At 44.3% G+C, this 21,777-nt stretch carries 24 protein-coding genes and 4 tRNA genes; 8 read left to right on the plus strand and 20 right to left on the minus strand.

Annotation, left to right across the window (positions count from 1 at the left end):
• Positions 1-47: 47 nt before the first annotated feature.
• From rlmH to purA, 18 genes are all read right to left on the minus strand, one after another.
• Entirely contained in the window at positions 48-527 is a 480-nt protein-coding gene (gene rlmH, locus RBH91_RS22265; protein WP_307892999.1) for a 23S rRNA (pseudouridine(1915)-N(3))-methyltransferase RlmH, read from the minus strand.
• Positions 528-607: 80 nt separating this feature from the next.
• Positions 608-766, minus strand: a complete 159-nt coding sequence (locus tag RBH91_RS22270) for a CxxH/CxxC protein (RefSeq protein WP_003177948.1) — start codon at positions 764-766, stop codon at positions 608-610.
• A gap of 196 nt (positions 767-962) precedes the next feature.
• Positions 963-1,442: a hypothetical protein gene (locus RBH91_RS22275; RefSeq protein ID WP_307893000.1), complete on the minus strand. Its 480-nt coding sequence runs from the start codon at positions 1,440-1,442 to the stop codon at positions 963-965.
• A gap of 420 nt (positions 1,443-1,862) precedes the next feature.
• Entirely contained in the window at positions 1,863-2,381 is a 519-nt protein-coding gene (locus RBH91_RS22280) for a GNAT family N-acetyltransferase (RefSeq protein WP_148959014.1), read from the minus strand.
• A gap of 30 nt (positions 2,382-2,411) precedes the next feature.
• Positions 2,412-2,882, minus strand: a complete 471-nt coding sequence (locus tag RBH91_RS22285) for a hypothetical protein (RefSeq protein WP_307893001.1) — start codon at positions 2,880-2,882, stop codon at positions 2,412-2,414.
• A 258-nt stretch (positions 2,883-3,140) separates the two neighbouring features.
• Complete coding sequence (locus RBH91_RS22290; RefSeq protein ID WP_307893002.1) at positions 3,141-3,995, minus strand: SAM hydrolase/SAM-dependent halogenase family protein; 855 nt, start codon at positions 3,993-3,995, stop codon at positions 3,141-3,143.
• A 334-nt stretch (positions 3,996-4,329) separates the two neighbouring features.
• Complete coding sequence (locus RBH91_RS22295) at positions 4,330-5,544, minus strand: S1C family serine protease (RefSeq protein WP_307893003.1); 1,215 nt, start codon at positions 5,542-5,544, stop codon at positions 4,330-4,332.
• A gap of 82 nt (positions 5,545-5,626) precedes the next feature.
• Positions 5,627-6,421, minus strand: coding sequence for an MBL fold metallo-hydrolase (locus RBH91_RS22300; RefSeq protein WP_307893004.1), 795 nt, complete (start codon positions 6,419-6,421; stop codon positions 5,627-5,629).
• Positions 6,422-6,435: 14 nt separating this feature from the next.
• On the minus strand, positions 6,436-7,284 hold the full coding sequence (locus RBH91_RS22305) for a two-component system regulatory protein YycI (RefSeq protein WP_307893005.1): 849 nt from the start codon (positions 7,282-7,284) through the stop codon (positions 6,436-6,438).
• Positions 7,271-8,638, minus strand: a complete 1,368-nt coding sequence (locus RBH91_RS22310) for a YycH family regulatory protein (RefSeq protein ID WP_307893006.1) — start codon at positions 8,636-8,638, stop codon at positions 7,271-7,273. Before RBH91_RS22310 ends, RBH91_RS22305 begins: the two co-directional genes overlap by 14 nt.
• Entirely contained in the window at positions 8,628-10,472 is a 1,845-nt protein-coding gene (walK, locus tag RBH91_RS22315; RefSeq protein ID WP_307893007.1) for a cell wall metabolism sensor histidine kinase WalK, read from the minus strand. Before walK ends, RBH91_RS22310 begins: the two co-directional genes overlap by 11 nt.
• A 7-nt stretch (positions 10,473-10,479) precedes the next feature.
• Positions 10,480-11,187 carry a cell wall metabolism DNA-binding response regulator WalR gene (gene walR / locus RBH91_RS22320; protein WP_076760115.1) on the minus strand — a complete coding sequence of 236 codons (708 nt, stop codon included), beginning with the start codon at positions 11,185-11,187 and terminating at the stop codon, positions 10,480-10,482.
• A 396-nt stretch (positions 11,188-11,583) separates the two neighbouring features.
• Positions 11,584-11,656: transfer RNA gene (locus RBH91_RS22325), tRNA-Phe, on the minus strand.
• 17 nt (positions 11,657-11,673) lie between these two features.
• A tRNA-Asp gene (locus tag RBH91_RS22330) sits at positions 11,674-11,750 on the minus strand.
• Between the two features lie 89 nt (positions 11,751-11,839).
• Positions 11,840-11,911, minus strand: a tRNA-Glu gene (locus RBH91_RS22335).
• A gap of 8 nt (positions 11,912-11,919) precedes the next feature.
• A tRNA-Lys gene (locus tag RBH91_RS22340) sits at positions 11,920-11,995 on the minus strand.
• 92 nt (positions 11,996-12,087) lie between these two features.
• Positions 12,088-12,501 (minus strand): NUDIX hydrolase, encoded by a 414-nt coding sequence (locus RBH91_RS22345; RefSeq protein ID WP_307893008.1) that lies wholly within the window; start codon positions 12,499-12,501, stop codon positions 12,088-12,090.
• A 59-nt stretch (positions 12,502-12,560) separates the two neighbouring features.
• Entirely contained in the window at positions 12,561-13,853 is a 1,293-nt protein-coding gene (gene purA / locus RBH91_RS22350; protein ID WP_076760123.1) for an adenylosuccinate synthase, read from the minus strand.
• 274 nt (positions 13,854-14,127) lie between these two features.
• Here purA and RBH91_RS22355 point away from each other — a divergent pair, with 274 nt between their 5' ends.
• Complete coding sequence (locus RBH91_RS22355; RefSeq protein WP_076760125.1) at positions 14,128-14,394, plus strand: holin; 267 nt, start codon at positions 14,128-14,130, stop codon at positions 14,392-14,394.
• 17 nt (positions 14,395-14,411) lie between these two features.
• Here the strand turns inward: RBH91_RS22355 and dnaB are convergent, their stop codons facing one another.
• Positions 14,412-15,776 carry a replicative DNA helicase gene (dnaB, locus tag RBH91_RS22360; RefSeq protein WP_076760127.1) on the minus strand — a complete coding sequence of 455 codons (1,365 nt, stop codon included), beginning with the start codon at positions 15,774-15,776 and terminating at the stop codon, positions 14,412-14,414.
• Positions 15,777-15,997: 221 nt separating this feature from the next.
• Between dnaB and RBH91_RS22365 the strand changes: the two genes are divergently transcribed.
• A complete protein-coding gene (locus RBH91_RS22365) occupies positions 15,998-16,195 on the plus strand; it encodes a DUF2188 domain-containing protein (protein ID WP_076760129.1) in 198 nt (65 codons plus the stop codon).
• Between the two features lie 32 nt (positions 16,196-16,227).
• On the opposite strand, the gene RBH91_RS22370 is transcribed toward RBH91_RS22365, so the two are convergent.
• The gene (locus RBH91_RS22370) at positions 16,228-16,452 is read right to left on the minus strand and encodes a hypothetical protein (RefSeq protein ID WP_307893009.1); all 225 of its coding nucleotides are present in this window, start codon (positions 16,450-16,452) and stop codon (positions 16,228-16,230) included.
• Positions 16,453-16,589: 137 nt separating this feature from the next.
• Here RBH91_RS22370 and RBH91_RS22375 point away from each other — a divergent pair, with 137 nt between their 5' ends.
• The 6 genes from RBH91_RS22375 to murQ all read left to right on the plus strand — a co-directional run bounded on the left by RBH91_RS22375 (position 16,590) and on the right by murQ (position 21,777).
• Positions 16,590-16,733: a YycC family protein gene (locus RBH91_RS22375; RefSeq protein WP_148959003.1), complete on the plus strand. Its 144-nt coding sequence runs from the start codon at positions 16,590-16,592 to the stop codon at positions 16,731-16,733.
• A gap of 66 nt (positions 16,734-16,799) precedes the next feature.
• A complete protein-coding gene (locus tag RBH91_RS22380; protein WP_307893010.1) occupies positions 16,800-18,005 on the plus strand; it encodes a CynX/NimT family MFS transporter in 1,206 nt (401 codons plus the stop codon).
• A gap of 157 nt (positions 18,006-18,162) precedes the next feature.
• Positions 18,163-19,407 carry an N-acetylglucosamine-6-phosphate deacetylase gene (gene nagA, locus RBH91_RS22385; protein ID WP_307893011.1) on the plus strand — a complete coding sequence of 415 codons (1,245 nt, stop codon included), beginning with the start codon at positions 18,163-18,165 and terminating at the stop codon, positions 19,405-19,407.
• 2 nt (positions 19,408-19,409) lie between these two features.
• The gene (gene nagB, locus RBH91_RS22390; protein WP_307893012.1) at positions 19,410-20,156 is read left to right on the plus strand and encodes a glucosamine-6-phosphate deaminase; all 747 of its coding nucleotides are present in this window, start codon (positions 19,410-19,412) and stop codon (positions 20,154-20,156) included.
• The gene (locus RBH91_RS22395; protein ID WP_307893013.1) at positions 20,153-20,884 is read left to right on the plus strand and encodes a GntR family transcriptional regulator; all 732 of its coding nucleotides are present in this window, start codon (positions 20,153-20,155) and stop codon (positions 20,882-20,884) included. Before nagB ends, RBH91_RS22395 begins: the two co-directional genes overlap by 4 nt.
• Positions 20,881-21,777, plus strand: a complete 897-nt coding sequence (gene murQ, locus RBH91_RS22400; protein ID WP_307893014.1) for an N-acetylmuramic acid 6-phosphate etherase — start codon at positions 20,881-20,883, stop codon at positions 21,775-21,777. The genes RBH91_RS22395 and murQ overlap by 4 nt, the downstream gene beginning before the upstream one ends.

Below are 21,777 nucleotides of genomic sequence, written 5' to 3' on the forward strand. Positions count from 1 at the left end.
CATATTACCGATTAACCTCTTTGTTAATATTTATTAGATAATCTCATTCACTTATGATAAGGCTCCCCCCGATTAATCCGAAACGCCCGGTAAACCTGCTCAAGCAAAATCAGCCTCATCAGCTGATGCGGGAACGTCATCCGTGAAAACGACAGCTTCTCATCCGCGCGCTTCAGGACGGCGTCGCTCAAGCCGAGGGAGCCGCCGATGACGAAGGTTACCTTGCTCTTTCCATATGTGGCGAGTCTATCCATATTATCGGCTAATTCTTCCGAGCTTTTCAATTTTCCTTCGATCGCCAGGGCGATGACGTGGGCGTCGGGGCTGATTTTGGAGAGAATTCGTTCTCCTTCTTTGTCTTTGACGATTTTCATGTCCTGATCGCTTAAGTTTTCCGGTGCTTTTTCGTCCGGCAGTTCGATGATGTCGACTTTTGCGTATGCCGAAAGCCGTTTTATATATTCGTCAATTCCTTGTTTTAAATATTTTTCTTTTAGTTTTCCGATTGCTACGATTGATATATTCACAGGTCATCCCCACTTTAAGAACAAGTTATTCATATGCATTATCCACAACTGTGGATAAAGATTGTGTATTTTGTGTCCGATCATTCGTTCCCCACTATATATACCGCAGGCTTATCACACAATTCACAGGTTGTGGATAAACTGTGTGTATGTTCGATTTTTCTGATTTCCGGGGCCAATTCTTCCTCATCTACATACATGTCGATGACGGTTTCAATATGTTCCTCGCAAGACTTCATAAAAGTCCCTCCAATATCTGTATCATTGGGCTCTTTTATCAAAAAGCTCCTTATCCAATATACCCTATTTATGCACATGTTAATAGGTTTTATCCTTCTTTAGCTTATTTATCCACAGGTGAAAATGATTTCTCTGGATAACTTATTTTATCCTCAAAATAAAAAGCAATGACCGCTAAAGTCAATGCTTCACACTTTATACGGCTTTTCTTGTCTCATCAAGTCCGGCTGCAGAAATATGCTTGTTCATGATGTGCTGTAAATAAGATATGTTGAACAAGAAGGTCCATAATCCGTTTATCTTTAAGCGCTTCCTCTGAAAAGCCTTTCGAATTCTAAAGCTGCTGAATATGTTGACGGAGCAGAATAGAAGAAATGAGAACTGCGGCAAAAAACTGCGCTCCGGATGCAGAGGGAGAAGCAGGATATGATGATACGGCAAAGGATCTTCTCCTAAAGATAAAAATGATACCCAGAATGACTCAAGTATTGTAAAAGCAAATAAGAGCACCGTTACTTTAATTGCAACATACGGAAGTTTGATCCGGCATTTTTCAAGCGCTTGTCTTCTTGAAAGAAACCAATATGGGATATACATTCCAAAAGTTGAGATCGTTAATAAAATGGCTGATATGACCTTCAGTCTCGGAAAGTCTCCTAATCGTTCTTCATTCATTGTTAAACACTTCTTTCTTTAAATACATTGGCTTTCCAGATTATTCTTTACATCTATACTTTTCCACTTTCCTTAACAAAAGGTACTATAAAGCAATTGATAAATCAAAACCTGTCCAAGTTATAAAATGGAATAATTTTAGGTATATTTATTCTTTTTTTTGATAGTGATAAATAAAACAGGCCTTTTAGATCGATTCTTATTTCATGTTTATTTTTCGGAAACTGACAATCAATAGGTCATTGATCGTCATATTTTTCACTTTGTAATATTACATTTTGCTTTTTGTAACATAAAGTGATTCATTATGATCATTTTGTCTTTTTTTCGTTATGTTTCAGCAGCTTTAAATAGGAATAAAGGACTTGCCGTTTCCCGGCATGAAAAAGGATCAAAGCTTTAAAAGCTTTGATCCTTTCTTTAGAGCCGCTTGCTCATTTGCAAATCAGTGATCTCAAAATCCATCTTTTCATATAGGCGCTTTGCCGTTTTATTATGGGCAAATACATGAAGGGACAGTTTTTTGATTCCCAGCTGCTGCGCCTCTTCTTCCAACGCTTTTAAAGCCTGCTGGCCGTTTCCCTGTCCGCGGTATGCTTCATAAAGTCCAAAATCATAAATGAACGCTTCCTTTTGGGGGTGATGCGGATCAGCGTAGATCCAAAGCCAGCCGATAACGTCCTTGTTGTCATTCACGATCGACCAAAGGTAATGATTGATGGTCGCAGTTCCGTCCGGCAATAGCGATTTAAACTGTTCTTCCGACTTCTCCAGAGCATCCGCCACCGTCCATGTGCCCGCTTTTACTTTTTCAATGGCGTAATGTTCGATTGAGTATGTTTGATAGGTTCTAAAATCTTCTTGTGACATCGGAGTCAGAAGAATCGCCGGCTTTTTTCTTTGTTTATTCAAGTCTATTTTTAATTTCGTCTTCAACATCAATTTGTACTTCACTTCCTTGTTTGTTCATTACGAAGCTCTTGTTAAAAATTCGTGTTTTGGTTCAGAGAGTTTATTGATTCTGTGCTGAATGTATACGACATTTAAAAGGAACGCCAAGACAGAGCCTTTCGCAGGTTCTTTTCCTGAGAGCTTATTTAAAGAAGCCGTCACGACAAGCGCACAGTAAATCAGAACGCCTACGGACAAGATCAAAATGATTCTGTCCATCAGTATGTAGAGGCTGTAGTGTATCTCTGAAAATGTGATTGCAGCTGATATTCTCATTGGGATAGAAAATAAATGATAAAATATAATTGCTTTTAACGTGGTGTAGGGAATATCATGATAAGGCAGCAAATCGAAGCTTTTTTTTCTGGACAGAAACCAGTATGGGATATAAATCCCCAGGGTGACGAGACACAACACAAAAACGGACATTATACTTTTGTTTTTCTCATTAGACAGCGTTTTCACGGCCATTTGCAATTTGTCGTTCATATCATTCCTCCGGATATTCTTTTTCCAAACAAATGAATTGAATGAATATTTTCATAATAGCGGCACACCCCACCAATATATTCTTTTCTCGGATGTTAGACAATAAGTCTTATGTACTAAGATGACATTTGACCCATTTTTTGAAGTTCTCCCTCTCTTCTTGATCAGCTGAAAAAATTGCTTTTGTGATTTTTTATGAAATTAGAACGAAACAAAAAACAACCTGGATTCCTTCCAGGTTGTTACATAACGGCTTTATCAATATTCTAACTTCATTTTGCGAAGTGAAATCCGCCACTTGATCCCAGTTCCAATATGGTGCGCCTCTGCAAAAGATCCTTGGTTGACTGCAATGCCTAAATTGTCTAATGAGTTGACATACACAAGCGGATTGCCCGCTGATATATCGGCAAATGAACGTACAAATGGAATGATTTGGCGGTAAATTTCGATATCATCATTCATAATGACGGCTTCTAAGGCATCACCGTAATGAATCTTTAATGTTTTGAAAAGTGTCCGGCTGATATTCGTCCAAAGATTCCCGAAGCGTATATCTAAAATATCAATCGTTCCTGTTATCCACTCATTTTCTATGTAAGCGTCCATGACAGGGAGTGTAATCAGGGAATCCAGAGAAATTTCCGGGCCGATCTGCTCGAAGCAAATGCCGCCGGCTGCAAGCCTGGCTCCGGTAAATGCGTATATATCACGGCCATGAAACGTGTGTGATTCACCTGATCTCGGAAGCCTGTTTTGCACTTCGTCGAGCTGGCGGGCTTCGGCGATGCCGTTTTGCCGGCTGATATGGGTGAGTGTACCGTTGTCCGGTGTGATGATATATTGATTTGTTGAGGTTCTGACTGCAATGCTTTTCCGCTCTGAGCCGACACCAGGGTCGACGACGGACACAAATACCGTTCCTTCAGGCCAATAAGAAACGGATTGCAGCAGCCGATATGAAGCTTCCCAAATGTGAAAGACAGGGATATTATGCGTTAAATCGAAAATCCGGATCGAACTGTCAACCGAATAAGCCACTCCGTACATGGCATTGACCGCCCCGTCGTCAATGCCAAAATCCGACTGTAACACTAGTGCATGCTGACTCATCCCATCTCCCTTTCCATCCTGATTACATAAAGCCTTCCATAACGCTCTCATTAAATGTATCGGCATTGGGACTCGTTCCCATGTCGAAATATTAAGATCATCATACAGTACGAAGAAGTGAAACGCAATACGGCCGCTTGTCCATTTTTTCTTAATCATTGCTTTTTAAAGACTTGAAATGATAAATTGCTTAAGCAAAAAACGATAGTTGAGTCTTCCGCCCTCTTATTTTGCTGTTAAAAAACCGTTTTTAGTGCTTTGACGAAATTCTTTGACCAGATCATAATGAACACATACAAAAACAGCCTGGCTGCATACGCCAGACTGCTTTTGATCAACTGCCCAATTTGGATAGCGACAGTTTCACTTCTGTCGTTTTCTCTTTGCCGCTGCGCAGATATTTTATTTTGACTGTATCGCCGACATGCTTGGTATAAAGCTTTTTGCGCAGATCAACGATATCGTATACTCGGTCGCCGTCAAATTCAACGATCACATCAAGCTCTTTCAGCCCCGCTTTTCCTGCAGGCGACACTGGCTGCACTCCCATCACAACAACACCTGAAGTCACATTGCTCGGCAGTTTAAGCGTTTCCTGCCAATGATAGCTGGCGATGTCACCAAGTGACTTCATCTCGATTCCGAGGTACGGACGTCTGACTTCGCCGTATTTTTCTAAATCATCAATAACCGGAATCGCAAGGTTTGCTGGTATGCTCAGTCCGATTCCTTCAACGGCCGATTCTGCAATCTTCATCGAATTGATGCCGATTACTTTTCCATCAATATTAAACAGCCCGCCTCCGCTGTTTCCCGGGTTGATAGCGGCATCTGTCTGCAAAACCTCTGCATTCCAGTCCGGCTGCCCGTCTCCATTCGAATCGACGGGTACAGCCCGTTCGGTTCCCGATATGATGCCTTGTGTGACGGACCCCGAGAACTGCAGTCCGAGCGGATTTCCAATCGCAATAACCGGTTCACCTGTTTTGACTTTATCGGAGTTCCCAAAATCAGCAGCCGCTTTTATTTTATTGCTGTTGACTTGCAGAACGGCAAGATCCATCAGCTTGTCGCTGCCGATCAGCTTTGCAGGAATTCTTGTCCCGTCATTCAAGCTGACTTCAATTTGAGATGCTCCTTCAATCACATGGTGGTTTGTCACAATATGGGATGTTGCGCCGTTCTTTTTGTAAATGACACCTGAGCCGGTTCCCGCTTCACTGTCCTCATCCCAAACCCCTGTTTTTTGGATATTGATGACGCCGACAACGGAATCCGATACTTTGGAGACGACTTGAGTCACCTCATTATTCACATTGACGGAAACATTACGAACAGCACCGCCTTGTTCAGCCGCCCTCTGTCCTCCCCGCGACTCAATCACTTGGAGGCTGTATGGCAGCATCCCCTGTTCTGACAGGTAAGGCAGTGCAAAAACTGTTAGCAGGGCGCCGATCACAGCACCGATCAAACTTGAAAATAAAAAGCTTCTCCAATTTCTTTGCGGCTTTTCCCGAACGAATTTTTCCTCATCATGATTAAACTCCACTATATTCAAATCCTTTCAAGGAACGATATATGTATATAGTGTGGATCATATGCCGCCAGATTAATCACTGATTCAGGAAAATTCACACCGCTGCGAGAGGTGTTGGCTTTTTGGGATCTGTATCGAATAAATCAAACGTTTCTCCAGCTAGCAAACCCTTAGCTGCAAGGGTTTGCTGAACTGACATTCTAGCCAGTTCCTTCATATTGTTATCCTGGCTTAAATGGGCTAAGTAAATGCGAGACGTCTCATCTCCGATTACATCTGTCATAGCCAGTGCTGCGTCTTCATTTGACACGTGGCCGATGTCGCTTAAAATTCGACGCTTAATGTTCCATGGATAACGGCCCATTTGCAGCATACCCACATCGTGATTGCTCTCAAAGACAAAGGCATTGGCTGATCGAATAATGCCTTTCATTCTGTCGCTGACATAGCCGGTATCCGTAATCAGCGCAAGCTTTCGTCCATTGTAATGAAACACGTAGAACATCGGCTCTGCGGCATCATGGGAGACGCCAAAAGATTCAACATCAAGGGAACCGAACGATTTTACCGATTCCATTGGAAATACGAATTTTTGGCCGCTGTCTATTTTACCGATATGCCCTTCCATCGCCTTCCACGTTTTCTCATTGGCATAGACGGGCAGCTCATATTTTCTTGCCAGCACGCCGAGACCTTTAATATGATCACTGTGCTCATGAGTGACAAAAATTCCGTCGAGCTTGTCCAAATGGCGGTCAATCTGCGCCATCAGCCCTTCGATTGCCTTCCCGCTAAGTCCTGCGTCAACTAGAAAAGCGTGGTCATCGGTTTCCAAATAAAATGCATTTCCGGTACTCCCGCTCGCAAGTACGCTAAATTGCAGGCTCATGGTTTCTCACTCCATTATGATTTTTCCTTTTTCTCCTGTGTTTGAAGAACAGCGCCGTCCCGTGCATCCACGATAAATTCTTCATGTATCGTTTTGTCGTCCGTTTTGCGCTGGATTTCGATTCTCCAGACCGGCACGAAAATCTGTGCGCTTGCCAAAGGATACTGCGTGAAATATCCAAGCTCAGCGGATTTAATTTTGCTGTACTTCTTCAGATAATCCGGGTAGTATAAAGCTTCAACCGCACCGACTGCAGAAATCAGATTTTCTGTTTTGACTTCTTTTATTTCTTGCAGCATCGACTGCTTATAGGAAACGACTTCGTTTTTATCATTGAAATAAAGAACGACTTCGCCCATTTCATTGTTGGCATTATTCTGCCGATCCTGAAAAATGTAATTTCCGTTATAAGTTTGGAAGAAGATGATCTGATTTTGAGCCTTATCGATCTTCCAGAACTTATACTTGCTGCCGTCAATGATCTCCTGGTTGACGATTTCCCTTGCCTTAGTCTTGATATCCGTTTTCGGAAGTGCAATGGGATTGTCAAATTCCATTTTTATTTCTGTCACAGGGTCACCTTTTGACATGTTCATTAACGGTTTCGGCTTTTGTCCTTTTAACGATTTAATTTCGCTCTCTTTAAAGATCCTCTTTTGCGCAGAGATTGAGGAGCCTTTTGAAGACTCCTTAGACAAATTACCATAAGAAATATGGTCAGCTTTCATATCTTCCTGCAGCGTCGATTTTTCTAAAATCGGGAACTGGTTGATTCTTCGCTTATCAAAGTATTGAAACGCCAAAAAGATATCCAGGATGAGGAAGACGATGATAAAGATCGTTTTTGTCCTATTCCACTCCACTTTCAACGCCCTCCTTCACCGCTGCATCCTTCTCCGAAACCGGCTGCATTGTGCCGTTTATTTTAATGCACCATGTCGGCACCAGTTTAACAAGCGGGTCTTGTTCCTCTGATACTGAAACCATTTCATAAGCGGGGAAAATTTGTTCAATCTTGTCAAAGTTGTACTCTTCATTCTCTTTCAAGTACTTAATCAATTCGGCTCCACTCATGATTTCTTTATCTTTTTTGCTGACTGGATTTGCATTCGCCCCCAAGACATATGTCGGGTGTTTATAATCCAAGATGTCATTGTTTGCCCAGCGAAGCTCAATAGATGTTGTTCCAAAAGGCTGCCTTTGGCTGTTTACGACCGGCAGCTGATCCATGAATAAGTTAAAGTTGACCTGTTGATTTTCATTCAAGCCGAAAAACTGATAATCATCCGTCCAGCTTCCTGTATCATTTAAATACTTAAAGCTTTTATTGATCAGCTCTCCATTTTGATAGGAGGAACTCGGCTCCAAATTGCGATGCTGGAACTTAACCTCTCTGTTGTTTGAGTAAACCTCCAAAAGGCTTGTTCCATCCGAATATACCGGCCTGTTTAAGTTCGTTTCCTGCCGTACGGTTTGAGGATCATCAAATAATGCCTTTTTAAAACTCGTCGGGCTGATTGTTTCTGTGAAAAATTCTTTTTCAGACATCTTCAGCCGTTTTACCGGAAGCAGAACATCTCTTCTTGAGTTGATTTGATAATCTTTATAAAGAGGCATCTGCGCTTTTTCTTTATCGATGTCTGAAAGAATGTTTCGGTAATTTGCCGATTCAATTACCGCTTCAACAACCGTTTCTTTACTAAAGGAGACAAAATAAATCTTTTTCGTACCGCTTCCTCCATTGAAAGGAAGAACAATTCGGTCAAACGAGTTATATTCATAAGAATTTGCAGACCATTTAAACAGCGGCTGCAGCACATCGATTGGAATATTGTCGCTAAAGACGAGATCCAATTTAGAGGCGAATTTGTTTTTCGCGTACAGCCAATTTTTAAACTGCTGCTTGTCAAATTCGTCCGAGACGTCTCTCAACGACTTTACTTCCCAGCGGCTCATGTCATCCCAAAGCTGGGAATAGAGTGTCATATCATTCAGCAAATAATGATTCCCATTGTCGTGAATGAACATCTGCTGCGGCTTAACGGCTTCATTTAACAACTTTGTCTGGTTTGTAATCGGCTGTTTATCACTGACTTGTGCCTGTGAATCTTCAACTTTTTCGTAATCTCCCTGCCCCCCCCAAATATTGAAGGTAAAAAGAAGACTGATCAAAATCAAAAGGGACAGTACTACTGTTTTAATTGTCTCACGCTTCATCCCAATCATCCTCTTGTTCTTCCTTATATGGCAGGGTAAATGTTATGGTTGTTCCTTTTCCTTCGATGCTGTCCGCCCAAATGTCGCCGCCATGGGCCTGCACCATTTCTTTTGCGATCGCCAGACCGAGTCCGGTGCCGCCAAGCTTTCTTGTTCTGGCTTTATCCACACGGTAGAAACGTTCGAAAATCTTGTCCATATCCTTTCTCGGAATGCCGACGCCTTCATCCTTCACGCTGATATAAAGCAGCTCCTCTTCTTCATTGACACCAACGGAGAACGTGATATGGCCTCCTTCAGGCGAATATTTCAATGCATTTGAAATGATATTATCCAGCACTTGTGTAATTTTGTCCGGATCCATTTCAACATATAAATCTCTGTCCGGCAGGTGGCTGATAAAATCAACGTGCTGCTCCTTCGTCATTTCAAAGCGCTCAATAATAAGTGAGAAGAAGCGCATAAAAGGGATCCATTCCTTGTTGAATTGATAATCCTTGCTGTCAAACTTTGAAAGCTGCAGCAGGTCGTTGACGAGCCTGATCATCCGCTCTGTTTCATTCTGCGTGACATTTAAGAAACGAGGTGCAATGTTTGGATCCTCCCAAGCGCCTTCCGCAAGCGCTTCTAAATAGCTCCGCATCGTCGTGAGCGGTGTTCTGAGCTCGTGTGAGACATTTGCCACAAACTCTCTGCGCTCTTGGTCAATCTGCTCCTGTTCGGTGACATCGTAAATAACCGCGATTAACCCGTCAATCTTTCCGTGTTCTTTTTGAATCACCGAGAAATTGACGCGCAGCACAGAAGTCCGTTCTTCCTGCTCAATTTCAAGAAGAAGAGATTCCTGCTGCTCGACTAAATCTTCAAACGTAAATTCGTTCTCAATACCGAGCAATGAGGTGATCGGCATTTCCAGAGCCGTTTCACGTGAAACATTTAAAAGCTCTAAAGCCGGTGAATTTAATAAAATAATGGCACCGTTGCGATTGGTCGCGATAACCCCGTCTGTCATATATGCAATAACAGAGGATAGTTTTCTTCGTTCTCCTTCTGTCATCGATTGGGCTTCCTTCAGCTCTCTCGTTAAATAATTAAAAGTCGTGGCCAGCTGACCGATCTCATCGTTTCCATATTTCCTGACTTTTCTCGAGAAATTCCCTTTTGCCAGCTCAATGGCCTGTTTGCGCATATCTGAAAGCGGATGGGTGATCGTCCGCGCGACAAAAATCCCCAGGAACGCGGTGATCCCAAGCGCAATTAAAGTTCCAGACGCTAAAATCGTATTGATCGTCGTGATTTGCGCATAGACATTATCCATCGAAGCGACGACATAAATGGCCCCGATCGTTTCTTGATTCGTTTTTTTAATCGGTGTGACGGAAATCCGCACTCTGCTGTCCCGCTCCGGATCAAAAAATTTATTTTCATATGGAATACCGACAAGCAATGTTCTTTTTATGATGCCCTCTGTTGTCTTTTTACCGGCTACCTCCCGATTGTACGGATTGGAGGTTGCGATGACTTCATAGCTTTTATCAATCAAGCTGACTTCAAGGATTTCGCCTTCCTTGCTGAAATCATTTAGTATCCGCTCTGCATCGTCTTTCAACGTTGTAGAGGAATCATTGCTTCTGTCCTTCGTCATCTCCTGCTCAAGATAGTACGAGAGGTTGTTCACCCGCTGGTCAAGTGCATCTTTGTAAGATGTCAGGAGGGATTCCTCCATCTGCTTGACAAAGTAGACCCCGATAATCTGCATGGCGACGATGATCAGCAGGACATATATTAAAGTAAACTTAAAGTGGATGGAGCGAAAAAAACCGACTTTATTCATTTGGGCTTTAGTCCTGTTCTGGATTTCTCAAGTAGTAACCGACGCCGCGTCTCGTGACAATCCAGCTTGGGTGGCTCGGATTATCTTCAATTTTTTCACGAAGGCGTCTAACCGTAACGTCAACGGTGCGGACATCTCCAAAGTAGTCATACCCCCACACGGTCTGCAGTAAATGCTCGCGGGTCATGACTTGTCCGATATGTTTTGCAAGGTAGTGCAGAAGCTCAAACTCCCGATGTGTCAGTTCGATTGTTTCATCGCGTTTGGAAACGACATAGGCATCCGGAAAAATAACGAGCGACCCGATTTGAATTTCGTTTGAAGACGTTTCTTCTTCAGCTGGTGTTGCTGTGTTCAGTCTTCTCAGGTTGGCTTTCACCCTGGCCAAAAGTTCACGGGTGCTGAACGGCTTTGTCACATAGTCGTCGGCACCGAGTTCAAGGCCGATGACTTTATCGATTTCTGAATCTTTGGCGGTCAGCATAATGATAGGCATGTCGTATTTTTTACGGACTTCACGGCATACTTCCACACCGTCTTTATTGGGAAGCATGATGTCAAGGAGGATTAAATCTGGGTTCAGCTCCTCGACCATTTGCAGCGCCTCATTTCCGTCATAAGCGCAATGAACCTCATAGCCCTCTTTTTTCAGGTTAAACTCTAAAATATCAGCAATCGGCTTTTCATCATCTACAACGAGTATCTTTTTTTCCATTTTGAATTCCTCCTGGTTCAGAATGAGATACAGCACTCATAAAATGCTGTTATGTTTTATATCAAATCGTTTTTAAAATCACATTCATTAAAATAGATTTCTTATACATTATAACGTTAATGAGGCAAAAGTTAAAAAAATAGTTCAAAGGAAAAGGTTTGGACATATCATCCGATCGGGGTTTTTTTATTTCTGTCACAACCATTACATTAATGTGACCTTTTTTACTGAAAAATGAAACATTTTTCAGTTTAAAACGTCTATATAGTAACGTCTTCTTCTTCGGCCGGTCCTCCGGCCTCCCTTTTTTTCCTCTCTTCATACACTTCAGTATGTTTCAATTTCACCCTATAAATAAAACGCATCTGCATAATAGACAGACGCGCTTTATTAAAGTGGCTCGGGACGGAATCGAACCGCCGACACACGGATTTTCAGTCCGTTGCTCTACCAACTGAGCTACCGAGCCGAGTATCAAATTTTAAATGGCGGTCCGGACGGGACTCGAACCCGCGACCTCCTGCGTGACAGGCAGGCATTCTAACCAACTGAACTACCGGACCGTATGTTTTTTTACAGTACCTGCTTCGGAAAGGAATCGTGGTCTTCCCGAAGCAAGCGGGGATTTAGCAATAACGCTAAAGTAAATCAATGACCCGTACGGGATTCGAACCCGTGTTACCGCCGTGAAAGGGCGGTGTCTTAACCGCTTGACCAACGGGCCTCGGAAAATGGTGAGCCATGAAGGACTCGAACCTTCGACCCTCTGATTAAAAGTCAGATGCTCTACCAACTGAGCTAATGGCTCTTCATGCTGTCCAAATTCATTTTCGCAACAACGAGATTTATATTATCATAGAACAAACATAGGTGGCAATATATTTTTTATATTTTTTCTGTTTATTTTTCTCCCTCATGATAATACTCTGCTCCTTCGCTGTTTACCCAGTGCATGATTCCGTGCGGATGAAATACCAACAACAGCCGATTCGCCTCATCTAGAGGCATCCACTTCGCTTCCATAATGTTCTCATCGAATGTGATAGTCTCGGGACGGTCTGTGAGCTGTGCTTTAAACACAATAAAATACACGTGCTCGTCATCGATCACCGCTTCATTTAAAGCTAAAATCCCGAGGAGCTCAATGCCGCAGGCCGTTTCTTCCTTCATTTCTCTTGCTGCCGCTTCCGGCAGGGACTCTCCCGCTTCAACCTTGCCGCCCGGCAGCGTCCAAGACTGATTTGTTCTATTTTTGACCATCAGGACTTGCCCGTTCTCTTCTGCGAATGAATAAACGACATCAACGCGCTTCATTTGTTCTCCTCCTTTTTACCCGAAAAATAAAGCCTCTGCGGGTTGCAGAGGCTTCAGCATTAGTTCGGACGGTACACGCTTCTGATTACATTGGTCTGAGATCTGTCAGGGCCGACAGAGAAAATGGAAAGCGGAATGCCTGTCAGCTGAGAAACTCGCTCAAGGTAATGGCGGGCATTTTCAGGCAGTTCGCTCAGGTTTTTAGCGCTTGTGATATCCTCAGTCCAGCCTGGCATTTCTTCATAGACTGGTTCACATTCGGCCAGAGCTTTCAGGCTTGCCGGGAACTCTTCCAGAATTTCTCCGCGATACTTGTACGCGACACAGATTTTCAGCGTTTCAATACCGGTCAATACATCGATTGAGTTTAAAGAAAGGTCCGTAATTCCGCTGACGCGGCGGGCATGGCGGACAACCACGCTGTCGAACCAGCCGACACGGCGGGGTCGTCCAGTCGTTGTGCCGTATTCGCGGCCGACCTCGCGGATTTGGTCTCCGATCTCATTCTCAAGCTCGGTCGGGAAAGGACCGTCTCCGACACGTGTTGTATAAGCTTTAGATACACCAACGACATGCTGGATTTTTGTAGGCCCTACTCCTGAGCCGATCGTTACGCCGCCGGCGACAGGGTTTGAAGAAGTGACAAACGGATATGTTCCCTGGTCGATATCGAGCATAACCCCTTGCGCCCCTTCGAACAAGACGCGGCGTCCGTCATCAAGCGCGTCGTTTAAGACGACTGACGTGTCGCAGACGTATTGTTTAATTTGCTGACCGTATTCATAGTACTCATCTAAAATGTCTTCTATTTTAAATCCTTCCGCCTCATACATTTTTTCAAGCAGACGGTTTTTTTCTTCCAGATTGCGGGCAAGCTTTTCTTCAAAGACTTCCCGGTCCAACAGATCGGCGATGCGGATTCCGACGCGTGCAGCTTTATCCATATAAGCCGGGCCGATTCCTTTTTTCGTCGTGCCGATTTTATTTGCCCCTTTCCGTTCTTCTTCCACCGCGTCAAGCTTCAAATGATACGGGAGAATGACATGGGCTCTGTTCGAGATTTTCAGGTTATCTGTACTGACATTCCGTTCATGAAGATATGCAAGTTCTGTTACCAATGCTTTCGGATCAACGACCATTCCGTTGCCGATCACACATTTTTTATCCTTATAAAAAATACCGGATGGAATTAAGTGTAGCTTGTACGTTACCCCGTTAAATTTAATCGTATGTCCTGCGTTATTTCCGCCTTGGTACCGTGCGATTACCTCTGCGTTTTCTGATAGGAAATCGGTAATCTTACCTTTTCCTTCGTCACCCCACTGCGTACCGACAACAACTACTGAAGACATATCCGTGCACCTCCGTTAACCTTTTCAAACGATATCAATATCAAACAAATTCAGTTTATCAGTGTCATGATATAAAGTCAATCTTAAATCCGAACATTGTTTTTAAAACAAAACACATTTGTTCGTTATTATAAATTTAATTTTATATATTTTCTTTTTGCGGGTTAATTTTTTAGTTAAAAACTCAAAAACTAGTTATTTTTAAATTTCTTGGACAAAGACACATAAAAAGACATCTCCATCAATACTTAATAAAGTAAGGAGGGAGATGCCGATGGAGACCGTATTGATTTTTGCATCCGTTTTATCGCCTATCATTTTAGCGCTTGTCGAACTGGTGAAAAAAACGTTCAGGGTGCCTAAAAATTTGATCCCGCTTGTATCACTGCTGATTGGTTTATTAATCGGCGCCGCTGCATATCCGTTTACCGACCTTGATTTGGTTTTACGGCTTTGGGCTGGCGGACTGGCAGGTTTAACGGCGACAGGACTTTTTGAAATCGGTAAAAACCGCGATACAAGACAAAAGAAAAAACCCTGAGAACATGGCTCAGGGTTTTATGCACCAGGCGGAACACCCGCATCATCAAAGCGGCGCTCCAGGTTCACGAACTTATTATATTCTTTTACAAATGCGAGTGACACGGTGCCGACAGGGCCGTTCCGCTGTTTTGCAATGATAATTTCGATAATGTTTTTGTTCTCTGATTCTTTGTCATAATAGTCATCACGATATAGGAAAGCAACGATATCGGCATCCTGCTCGATACTTCCTGATTCCCGGATGTCCGACATCATCGGACGCTTATCCTGGCGCTGCTCGACGCCGCGGGAAAGCTGGGAAAGCGCGATAACCGGCACTTCAAGTTCTCTCGCCAGCGATTTAAGCGCACGGGAGATTTCCGATACTTCCTGCTGGCGATTGTCCTTTGAACGGCCGCTTCCTTGGATGAGCTGCAAATAGTCGATTAAAATCATCCCAAGACCGTTCTCCTGCTTCAGCCGTCTGCATTTCGAACGGATTTCGCTGACTCTGATGCCAGGTGTATCATCGATGAAGATACCGCTGTTTGACAAGCTTCCCATCGCCATTGTCAGCTTGCCCCAGTCTTCTTCCGTCAAATTACCGGTACGGAGATTTTGGGCATCGATGTTGCCCTCTGCGCAAAGCATCCGCATGACAAGCTGTTCCGCTCCCATCTCAAGACTGAAGATCGCGACGCTTTCATCCGTTTTTGTCGCTACATTTTGCGCGATATTCAAAGCAAAAGCGGTTTTACCGACAGAAGGCCGTGCAGCAACGATGATCAGATCGTTTCTCTGAAAGCCGGCCGTCATTCTGTCAAGCTCTGTAAAACCGGTCGGGATTCCGGTAATATCCCCTTTGCGGTTGTGAAGCTGTTCAATATTATCATACGTTTGAACAAGAACATCTTTAATATTCTGGAAGGCCCCTGAATTTTTGCGCTGGGCCACTTCCATAATCGTTTTTTCTGCTTCGCTTAAGAGATCCTCGACTTCATCTTCCCTTGTATATCCATCTTGTGCAATCGTCGTTGCCGTACGGATCAAGCGGCGGAGAATCGATTTTTCTTCCACGATTTTTGCGTAATACTCTATATTAGCCGCTGTTGGCACAGAATTTGCAATATCCGTCAAATAAGAAATTCCACCGACTTCTTCCAAAAGATCCGTATTCGCAAGCTCTGATGTGACTGTCACTAAGTCTACAGGCTCGCCGCGGTCTCCGAGAACAAGCATGGCGTTAAATATTTTTTGGTGCGACATTCTGTAAAAATCATCTGGAATTAAGACTTCTGACGCTAAAGTTAATGCCGACGGCTCTAAAAAAACAGCACCTAACACGGCCTGTTCGGCTTCTATATTTTGCGGCGGCAGCCTGTCATTCAGAAGATCTGTCATGTTAAGCACCGTCCTCCCATTAAAAATAACCCAACGTCTATTCTACCATTTTTGCAGAAAAAAAATAGACTCTAGCCAAATCCCTTATTTTAGAAATATTTTCATAGTGAGAAGCGATGCATCCAGCTTCGGCATGTTTTTTGGCCAATTATCATGTTTCATCCTTTTTTGTTTCCGGGTAAGACACATATAAATATGATAGATAGGGAGGCTCCTTACCGATGAAAATATATACCGTAACACCACATGTTGATGCGGATGGATGGTTTGTGAAAATGGAAGATACCGCGCCTGTTGACCTTTATGACACAAGGGCAGAGGCGGTGGAAAAAGGAGAGGAAATGGCGAAAGAGAACCGTCCTGCAAAACTGATCATCTATGATCGGCAGGACAAGAAAGAAGAGGAACGAACTTATTAAACACCTTCCTTGAGGTGTTTTTTTATTGTCCCTCAGTACAAATCGTTCCTGCCGTTCCAGTTGTTTTTGAACAGCATGCTCACCATCAGGTCGGTCGCGTTTTGATATAATTCCCATTCTTCATAAGCGGCAAATTTCAGCCTGAGCATTTGCAGCACATTGCGCATATCTTTGTACTCTTCGAACGTGTAGAGCCCTTTTGATCTGATCTGCTGCTCATACAATTTCTTTTTCAATGCCGATATGGTCGTGTTCATGACCGTCACCTCCTATTTTATTTATATCCTCCTTCTCTTTTTCTTCCAACTCATTTGTTATATGATGTTACAATAAATGTTGATATTTACTGTTGCGTCCCATTACCGCTCGAGTACAATAGAAAATGGAGGAAAATATGAGACCTTTACAAATATCTGCCGAAACGGCACAAAAACTTTCGGAATCCTTAAATCTCCCTCTTGAACAAATTATGCATATGCCGCAGCACATTCTGCTGGCGAAACTTGCCGAAATACAGAAGCAAGATCACCAAAAGTAACCTTGGATCATGCTCCGGGTTTCTTTTTCATGTACTTTTTCACCTGAAAGCAAAGGAGAATACAGCATGCACAACATTGACGATCAGCGCACCCGTATAAACAACATTTTGCTTATTGCGGGCATCATATTCATCGCTTTTAATTTAAGACCCGCTATCACATCAGTCGGTCCATTGATCAGTTCGATCCGCTGCGATTTGGATATGACAAACGGGATGGCAGGATTTTTGACGACTTTGCCACTCTTGTCTTTTGCCTTACTTTCTCCAATCGCCCCTAAGCTCGGACAAAAGCTGGGCAATGAAAGAACCCTGTGGGTTGGATTGGTCGTTCTGTTGATCGGCATTTTGCTGCGTTCCTATGGGGATGCTTTTACACTATTGGCAGGAACCGCTTTGATCGGAGTCGGGATTGCCATCTGCAATGTGCTGCTGCCAAGCCTTATCAAACACAAATTTCCGGATAAAGCGGGCATCATGACGAGTTTCTATACGACATCCATGTCGATATTCGCGGCGATCGCTTCAGGCATCAGCATTCCGCTGTCACACGGTTTACAGTGGGGATGGAGCGCTTCCCTGATGGTTTGGGCGGGCCTCGCATTCTTTGGAATTTTGATCTGGATTCCCCAGCTTCGCTATCATGATACGACAAACCGCACGGTCCAAATTCAAACGGATGGACAAACCGTCTGGCGCTCGAAAATCGCCTGGCAAGTGACGTTCTTTATGGGCATCCAGTCTTTTTTGTTTTATTGTACGATCGCTTGGCTTCCTGAAATTCTCCGCTCTCATGGGATGAGCATTTCGCTTGCCGGCTGGATGCTGTCGCTTATGCAATTTGCCAGTCTGCCGTCAACATTTTTAACACCGGTTCTCGCCGGCCGTTTCCGCAGTCAAAAAAGCATTGTCCTCGGGCTCGGCATTCTTTACTTAGCCGGCATGTCAGGTCTTCTTTACGGAGGCAATACGGCCATGCTGACCTTATGGGTAATTTTGATCGGAATCGGACAAGGCTCAAGCATCAGCTTAGCTCTGGCTTTAATCGGGCTGCGAAGCGAAAACGCCGATCAAGCCGCCGCTCTATCTGGGATGTCGCAATCGGCAGGCTATCTGCTGGCGGCAATCGGCCCTAGTTTTGTCGGGTTTCTGTACGATCATACGCATTCATGGAACGGACCGATTCTGCTTTTCATCACTGCGCTGGTCGCTTTAATTGGTGCAGGACTTGGGGCGGGAAGAAATCAATACATCTATGCCAAAGCTGCATAAGAAAACCGACATTCTTGTCGGTTTTTTTATTGGGCTGGCGCATAAAGAACAACGTCACTTAACCTGACAAACAAGCAGCCACACCGGATGGAATGGTATATGATCTAATATATTCAAAAAATATTTTTGTGTAATGGTCTAGACAACTAGATCTATAATGTTCTATACTGATGATAACGTTTTCAAGAAAGGACTTTTGACTGTGAAAACTAACCAATCTCAACGCTTTGTTTTTAAACACCTTCATATTTACAGTGAAAATGGAATGATAGAAGACGGATTTGTCCTGACTGACGGAGAAAAGATTGAGGCTTACGGATCAATGGCTGATCTTCCCGATTCTGCACACTCGGCTGAGCCGCTGACATTTCCGGAAACCTTTAAAGTGCTGCCGGGCATGATTGATGTTCATATTCACGGTGCAAACGGCGCAGATGTCATGGATGGAACGGCTGAGGCTTTAAACACGATGGCTGAAGCCCTTCCGAGAGAAGGCACAACAAGCTTTCTCGCAACAACGATGACCCAGGATGCAGCCACCATCGAACATGCACTGGCAAACGTCAAACATCATATGGAGGCTGACATTCAGCCCGGCACTGCTGAAGTGTTAGGGGTTCATTTAGAAGGCCCTTTTATTTCAGAAAAGCGGTGCGGCGCCCAGCCGCTTGACGCCATCACTCCGCCGGATCTGTCTTTATTTAAGAAATGGCAGGAGCTTGCGGGTCATCATATTAAACTCGTCACCATCGCACCTGAGCTTGAAGGGGCTTTGGAACTGATTTCCTATTTGAAAGAAACCGGCGTCGTCGCTTCAGCCGGACATTCCGACGCGGGATTAAAGGACATGGAAGCCGGGATGAAAGCAGGTGTTTCACATGTCACACATATGTTCAACGGCATGCGTGGCCTGCATCATCGTGAGCCGGGCGTAGCGGGCAGCGCCCTTTTGCATGATGAACTTACGACAGAGCTGATTGCCGACGGCATCCATGTCCACCCTGCCGTCATTAAACTGACATTCCAGCGAAAACAGAAAGAAGGCATCATTTTAATCACGGATGCCATGCGAGCCAAATGTCTAAAAAATGGCACTTATACTTTAGGCGGACAGGAGGTTTTTGTCAACGGCGAAACAGCCGTGTTAAAGGACGGCACGCTGGCAGGCAGCATTCTGAAGATGGATCAGGCTGCACTGAACATGATGGAATTCTCGGATTGTTCACTCGAAGACATCGTCTATATGACAGCGGTAAACCCCGCCAAACAGCTTAACGTCTTTGACCGCAAAGGCAGCATTCAAAGTGGAAAAGATGCCGATTTGATCGTTTTGAATGAAAAAAATGAAGTTGTGATGACACTATGCAGAGGGGCTATCGCTTTCAGTAAAAGGGAGGTTTAACCATGAAGTTGATTGAAGCTAAACATTATCAGGATATGAGCCAAAAAGCCGCCCGATTCATCATTGAAAAAGTGAATCGTTTACCTGCTCCAGTGCTTGGATTAGCAACCGGAGGGACACCTCTTGCGACTTATCAATGCCTGCGGGAGGATCACGAGAACAATGGAACCTCCTACAAACACGTGTACACCGTTAACTTGGATGAGTATGTCGGGGTTGCGCCTGATGATAACAACAGCTACACGTATTATATGAAAAAACAGCTCTTTGACCATATTGACATCCCGCCCAGCCATACCCATTTGCCTGATGGCATGGCCGAAGATTTGGAGGCTGAATGCAGACGCTATGAATCGTTGATCGAACGGTTGGGTGGCGTTGACCTGCAATTGCTCGGACTCGGCTTGAACGGCCACATCGGCTTTAATGAGCCGGGCACACCGTTTTCATCAGAAACTCATACGGTCGAATTGACAGACTCGACGAGGGAAGCCAATGCCCGCTATTTTGATTCTCTTTCATCTGTCCCGTCTCAAGCTGTGACAATGGGCATTTCTACAATCATGAGAAGCAAACAGATACTGCTGCTCGTCTCAGGCGCGAAAAAAGCCGGTATTCTGGCAAAACTGCTCAGTGAAGAACCGAATGAAGACACTCCCGCCTCCTTATTAAAAATGCATCAAGACGTAGTCATCATCGCTGACAGTGACGCCTTATCGATTGTGAAAGAAAGGGGTATCACCTATTGATCAAAAAAGATTCACACATTCCGATTTACTACCAGATTGAAACGGAAATCAAGAAGCTTGCCGAAACAAAGGATTTGAAACCCGGGGATTTGATTCCGTCGGAAAGGGAGTTTGCGGAAAAATACGAAGTAAGCAGAATGACCGTTCGGCAAGCAGTCAACAACCTTGTCAATGAAGGGATTCTCGTCAGGCAGCGGGGAAAAGGTACATTTATTGCCAAGCCTAAGATTGAGCAGCCCCTTAAAGGATTGACAAGCTTTTCTGAGGATATGAAATCAAGAGGCATGACACCAGGCACTAAAATGCTCGGATTCGGCATCATCCCTTGTGATCAAAGCACAGCGCGCAAACTCGAGATACCGGAAGGCTCCCCCGTCTATGAAGTAAAGCGGATCCGCCTTGCCGATGATATTCCGATGGCTTACGAAATCTCTTATCTGCCGGCCGATTTGATAAAAGGCCTGACAGAAGACATTATGAGCGCCTCATTGTATGACTATGTCGAAAATACGCTGTTTCTTACAATCGAGCGAGCGGCGCAAACACTGGAGCCCTCCGTCGCCTCACAGGCTGAGAGCGAACCGCTGGACATTGATGAAGGCGCGCCTGTTCTGCTTATTGAGCGATGCAGCTATTTGGAAGACGGCAGACCGTTTGAAATGGTCAAATCCATCTACAGAGGCGACCGTTATAAATTCGTCATCGATATGAAGAGGAAAGAAATATGAAAAAGACAGAAGAAGCAAACGAAAAAAGCAGAGCACTTGATGAAATGAACGCGTTGGATATCGTAACCTTGATGAATGAGGAAGATCATACGGTTTCGCGTGCCATTACACCTTGCCTTCCCCTGATTGCCCGTGCCGCTGATACGATTGTCAGCCGCCTTGAGAAAGGCGGCAGAGTGTTTACGGCCGGAGCCGGCACAAGCGGCAGAATAGCTGTCCTTGACGCCGCCGAACTGCCGCCTACTTTCTCCATTGACGAAAATCAGTGGGTCGGCCTTATGGCGGGCGGATATGAAGCAATGTGGAAACCGCTCGAAGAAAATGAAGATGACCAGGAAAAAATCGTTTCCCAATTACAGGAACACTCATTTTCAAAAGACGACGTGTTAATCGGCGTTACAGCGAGCGGTTCAACCCCTTATGTACTTGGGGCCTTATCCTATGCAAAACAGCTGGGAGCCGCTGCGGTATCGATCAGCTGCAATAAAGGAACAGAAGCAGCCAAGTTCAGCGACATTGCGATCGAGGTCCAGACTGGACCTGAAATTCTCCGCGGCTCAACCCGCTTAAAAGCCGGCACCGCTCAAAAAATGATCCTTAATATGCTGTCTACCGCTGCAATGGTTCGGCTGGGCCATGTTTATCAAAACGAGATGGTAAATATGAAATTGCTCAATCAAAAGCTGTCCAGCCGGGCCGTCAGCATATTAATGAATACAACCGGCCTATCACAGGATGAAGCATCACACGTTTTAAAAGAAAGCCGCTATAACATCAAAGCTGCGATCTTTATGGTGCTGACAAACGGAACATTGGAAGATGCCAGCCGCTGTTTATCCCATGAAAATGGACATTTAAAAAAAGCGATTCAATATTATCGAAAGGGGTTTTAA

The organism is Bacillus swezeyi (assembly GCF_030908325.1).
Lineage (GTDB): Bacteria > Bacillota > Bacilli > Bacillales > Bacillaceae > Bacillus > Bacillus swezeyi.